Source organism: Nostoc cf. edaphicum LEGE 07299, from assembly GCF_015207245.1.
GTDB lineage: Bacteria > Cyanobacteriota > Cyanobacteriia > Cyanobacteriales > Nostocaceae > Nostoc > Nostoc edaphicum_B.
This window is the reverse complement of sequence record NZ_JADEXF010000384.1, coordinates 1-4,903: the sequence shown is the minus strand read 5'-3', so window position 1 is coordinate 4,903 and position 4,903 is coordinate 1. Positions and strand designations below refer to the sequence as shown.

Below are 4,903 nucleotides of genomic sequence, written 5' to 3'. Positions count from 1 at the left end.
TGTTAAGACAGAATATGTCTTTAGATTCTGTAATATCTCCACAGCTAGAAGCTCAATCTATCAAGGAACTGGAGCGCATATTGAGCGTTCAAGGTTCCCAAGCGAAACTGGTAGGAGCTAACGGAGAACAAATTATCATTCCTGATTCCATTTATCAGGTGTTGCTTCAAATTGTCCATGCAATGGCATCAGGTAAAGCTATATCAATAATTCCCCAACAACAAGAACTGACGACACAACAAGCGTCTGAACTCCTTAACGTATCACGTCCCTACCTGATCAAGTTATTAGAACAAGGCGACATTCATTACATTAAGGTGGGTTCACATCGACGGGTTCGTTTCGATGATTTAATGAAATATAAACAACAGAGGGACATCAAGCGTAGAGAAGGTTTGAAGGAATTGACTCAATTTATGCAAGATGAAGGGTTCTATGATGAGTAGAGTAGCAAATTAGACTAGTAAGATGCTTTCTTTCTCTGTTGTTTTGGACTCTTGCGTTATCTACCCTATGCCTCTGTGTGATACTTTATTCCGTGCTGCTGAGGCAGAACTTTACCAAATTCATTTTTCACAAGAAATTCTAGAAGGCGCTACTCGCAACCTTGTAAAGAATGGAAAGATGACGGATGCCAAAGCAGTACGCTTTCAGGAAATGCTCAAGATGCACTTTCCTGAAGCAATGGTGGAAGTACCAGAACAGTTAGTTGCATCAATGACAAATGATCCAGGCGATTACCATGTTGTTGCTGCTGCTATAGTTGCCAAGGCAAAAGTAATTGTTACTGCTAATTTAGATGACTTTCCAGCAGAAGCTTTAAAGCCTTGGGATATTGAAGCTTGGCATCCAGATAATTTTTTGGTTTATCTTAATGACCAATTTCCAGGAAAAATGATTGAAGTAATTCGACAGCAATCTGAGGCTCTCAAGAACCCTCCTCTGACTGTTGCTGAATTGCTGGATAAGTTAGAAAAAAATAATGTTATAAATTTTGCTGCTAGTATTCGCTTCCATGAATATTCTGATGTAATCGTGCAAATTGCTAAAACAACCCTAAAGAGTAAATTTGCAAGAATAGCACCAGAAGGTGGTCGATACCTTGAGGGTGAACAGTATCGACTCTGGCAAAATAGGAAAATTTTAACAATCACTGCAAAGGACAACCGAGGAGAAATCCTGCGAGTTGAGAATGGAAAAATTCAGGGAAGTATTTTATCAAAGGACATTAAGGCATTTCAAAGATTGGAACAAAGCTTTGAACAAGAACTAGAACAAGCTAAAACAGAGAAATCTCAAACTTGATAGCCTAACGTTGACTGCTAATGTTACATCTAGTATCGTTGAGCGGGGAAAAACCAACGTGAAAGCACAGGTATTTAGAGGCGTTAATCAACTTTCTTACGAAGATATCCCAGTTCCAACTCTGGAACCAGATGAAGTGCTGGTACAGGTGCGGGTTGTGGGGTTGTGTCAGTCAGATATTAAAAAAATTCGTTATCCGCTGTATGAACCGCCGCGCATTTTTGGACATGAAACTGCCGGCACGATCGCAGCAATAGGCAATAATGTCAAAGGTTGGCAAGTTGGACAACGGGTAGCAGTGATGCACCACATCCCCTGTATGCGTTGCGCCTACTGCCTAAATGATAATTTCTCTATGTGCGATGTTTACAAGAACATCTCTACAACCGCAGGCTTTAACGCCAGTGGCGGCGGTTTTGCCGATTATGTCAAGGTTCCTGGACATATTGTGGAAAATGGTGGGCTAATTCCCATCCCGGATAACATCAGTTTTGAAGAAGCGAGTTTTGTAGAACCAACTAACTGCTGTTTGAAGGCAGTGAGAAAAGCTCAAATTGCTCCAGGACAAACTGTGTTAGTTACTGGTGCTGGGCCAATTGGGTTAATGTTCATTATGTTGGTGAAGTATTTTGGAGCAAAAGCGATCGCTACTGATTTACTGCCCTCTAGAATTGATAAAGCGTTGAGTGTCGGTGCAGAGGCGGCTTTTGATGCTCGTGATCCCGATTTACCCGCCAAAATCTCTGTCTTAACTGGTGGACTAGGCGTTGATGTTACACTGCTGGCGGTTCCGAGTGAGAAAGCTTTCTTTCAAGCACTTGATAGTACCCGCAAAGGCGGTAAAATCTTGTTTTTCGCCGAATTTCCTGATGAAGTGGAAATTCCCATTAACCCAAATATCCTCTACCGTCGAGAAATTGACTTGATCGGCAGTTATAGCTCATCTTATCGGCTTCAGAGCCTATCAGCCGATATTGTATTTAATCAGCGGATTGATGTAAAAGCGTTGATTAGCGATCGCTATCCATTAAAAGATTTATCAGCAGCTGTGGAAGTTGCGATCGCACCTACACCGGATACTTATAAAATCTTAATTTATCCGTAAAAGGAAGATGAGGGAGATGGGGGAGTGTTAAAACTAGAATTTTAAAGCTCAAAGGTTCAACGATGAAGCTCAGAAGTTCAACGATGAAGCTCAGAAGCTCAACGATGAAGCTAAAAGGTTCAACGATGAAGCTCAGAAGCTCAACGATGAAGCTCAGAAGTTCAACGATGAAGCTAAAAGGTTCAACGATGAAGCTCAGAGGTTCAACGACGAAGCTAAAAGGTTCAACGATGAAGCTCAGAAGTTCAACAATGAAGCTCAAAGGTTCAAAGTTCACCCTTAAAAACTCAAGTTTCATCCTCATCTTTCTCAGTTTCCCCTTGTCCCCAACAAAATGCTTATTACCCTACTTTTCGTCGCTCTACTAGCTTTCTACGTCGCCTGGAATCTCGGAGCAAACGATGTTGCTAACGCGATGGGAACCTCTGTAGGTTCCAAAGCTGTCACTCTCAAGCAAGCGATAATTATTGCTGGAGTATTAGAGTTTACGGGTGCTGTGCTGTTTGGACATGAGGTAACGGAAACTCTAGCAACGAAAATTGCTAATCCCGCCTTATTCGCAGCTACACCCCAAATATTACTTACTGGGATGGTAACGGTACTAATTTCCTGTGGTGTGTGGTTGCAAATTGCCACATCACGCGGTTTACCTGTATCCTCTTCTCATGCAGTTGTTGGTGCGATCGCTGGATTTAGTTGGGTAGCTTTAGGAGTAGGTGCAATTGATTGGTCATCAATTGGCTCGATCACCATTGGCTGGATCTTAACGCCGTTAATTAGTGGTGCGATCGCTGCTTTATTTTACAGTCAAATCAAGCACTGGATTTTGGATCAACCCAATCAAGTAATCCAGTTACAAGAGTGGATTCCCTGGTTGAGTACTGCGCTGCTAGGTGTATTCGGCGTGATTGTATTACCATCGCTAACTGAACCGCTAACCAATTTTGTAATTGAGCAAGTTGGTTTTACAATCCCTTCTCATGACATCCCACTGTTAACGGGTGCAATTGCAGCAGTTGGACTCACAATCATCAGTTGGCGACAATTGGGAGAGATGGGGACATCAGGGCAAACAGAAGAGTCTACCCAATCCCCCATGCCCAATGCCCCATGCCCCATGCCCAATCCTGTAGAAAGATTATTCGCCCGATTTCAACTACTAAGTGCTTGCTTTGTCGCCTTTGCTCACGGTTCCAATGATGTGGGAAATGCGATCGCTCCTTTAGCTGCGATCGTTTACATCAATCGCACTGGTAGCGTACCTACTGATGGTATAACTATCCCGCTTTGGATTTTAATTCTTGGTGGTGCTGGTATTGTTGGTGGTTTAGCTGTCTGGGGAAAAAAAGTTATTGCTACCATTGGCGAAAACATCATTGCCTTGCAACCTAGTAGTGGATTTTGTGCCGAACTTGCTACTGCTACCACCATTCTCATTGCCTCCCGGCTAGGTTTACCAGTCTCCACATCCCACGCTCTTGTCGGCGGTGTAGTTGGTATTGGACTAGTGCAAAATCTCAAGTCGATTAAGTTTCAAACACTAAAAGGCATTGCTGCCGCATGGCTAATTACAATCCCTGTGAGTGCTGCCCTTAGCGCTGCCATTTTCAGCATCGCCCAGATTTTATTCTTCTAAGAATTATTAATATTTTTCAAACTTTTCCTCTATTGGAATTTACTCAAAGCAAAACCCAGACTGCAACAACGCCAAAAAAAGTGTGCTTTTGCAGAATTGCTGCTCATTCATTAGAATGTTGTGCAAGGGATAACGTAACTTAGAATTTCCATAGAAGGATACTTTAATCCCCGTTTAGAGATATAAACTGTCACACCAGTTACATTCCACACAAATTTACAGTTAGTTTCGCAAGTCAGACAATTTGGTGGGGATATCTAGCGACGAGTCGCCTACGCACACGCATCTGTGAATCTTTGACAATTATTATTGGCAGCAAAACAATAAATATTATTTGGAGTGAGATTTCTTTGAAAGTAAAAATTTCATTGGCAAATAATTTATGAAAATTAAACTGACCAAAAATAAAAAAGTCTCTATTTAAGGGACTTCCAGGCGGGGCGATCAATCCAAAATCCCTTCGGGTTGGGCAATTCCCCAAACGCTTTGGCATCGCTAACTATGTGAACCACCAAGACGGGTGATACCTCACCAAAATTCAAAATCTAATGGTTAAATACTTATCAATGCTGAAGAGAACACGGTGTAATAAGCTGTGTGGCAAACTTAGATGCTTTGCTAACTTGTGTCTAGTATGACAGAATTACGTTGAAATGCGGAAGTGCTGTTAAAATTTTTAATTTATCTGACAAAATACAGGAAATTAGGATGACCGCCAATCAAGTGTACGGGAAGCAGCTTTATCGTCAAAGTGTTAGAGGTTAGAAGCTAATGGGGCGATTCGAGAAGCAACCAGAAAACCCAAGAGTCAGAGGGGAGCTATCTAGAGCAGCAGAAAATGCTCTTTGGGCTGTAGT

Annotated in this window: 5 protein-coding genes; 4 read left to right on the top strand and 1 reads right to left on the bottom strand. The window is 42.1% G+C overall.

Annotation, left to right across the window (positions count from 1 at the left end; all coding sequences use genetic code 11):
- The 3 genes from IQ229_RS13115 to IQ229_RS13105 all read left to right on the top strand — a co-directional run.
- Positions 1 to 446 (top strand): helix-turn-helix domain-containing protein (locus IQ229_RS13115; protein WP_409339927.1); only part of this gene is annotated, 446 nt, incomplete at its 5' end.
- A 22-nt stretch (positions 447 to 468) separates the two neighbouring features.
- Positions 469 to 1,305 (top strand): PIN domain-containing protein, encoded by an 837-nt coding sequence (locus IQ229_RS13110; RefSeq protein ID WP_194044319.1) that lies wholly within the window; start codon positions 469 to 471, stop codon positions 1,303 to 1,305.
- A gap of 58 nt (positions 1,306 to 1,363) precedes the next feature.
- The gene (locus tag IQ229_RS13105) at positions 1,364 to 2,410 is read left to right on the top strand and encodes a zinc-dependent dehydrogenase (protein WP_194044323.1); all 1,047 of its coding nucleotides are present in this window, start codon (positions 1,364 to 1,366) and stop codon (positions 2,408 to 2,410) included.
- Here the strand turns inward: IQ229_RS13105 and IQ229_RS13100 are convergent.
- Positions 2,373 to 2,708, bottom strand: a complete 336-nt coding sequence (locus tag IQ229_RS13100; protein ID WP_194044317.1) for a hypothetical protein — start codon at positions 2,706 to 2,708, stop codon at positions 2,373 to 2,375. The two genes, IQ229_RS13105 and IQ229_RS13100, sit on opposite strands and share 38 nt — an antisense overlap.
- Positions 2,709 to 2,744: 36 nt before the next feature.
- Here IQ229_RS13100 and IQ229_RS13095 point away from each other — a divergent pair, with 36 nt between their 5' ends.
- Positions 2,745 to 4,046, top strand: a complete 1,302-nt coding sequence (locus tag IQ229_RS13095) for an inorganic phosphate transporter (protein ID WP_194044315.1) — start codon at positions 2,745 to 2,747, stop codon at positions 4,044 to 4,046.
- The last annotated feature ends 857 nt before the right edge of the window (positions 4,047 to 4,903 follow it).

Bases quoted from the DNA above. Each gene is read 5' to 3' on its own strand.
- IQ229_RS13100 (WP_194044317.1), bottom strand. From the start codon at position 2,708: ATGAAACTTGAGTTTTTAAGGGTGAACTTTGAACCTTTGAGCTTCATT.
- IQ229_RS13095 (WP_194044315.1), top strand. From the start codon at position 2,745: ATGCTTATTACCCTACTTTTCGTCGCTCTACTAGCTTTCTACGTCGCC.
- IQ229_RS13110 (WP_194044319.1), top strand. From the start codon at position 469: ATGCTTTCTTTCTCTGTTGTTTTGGACTCTTGCGTTATCTACCCTATG.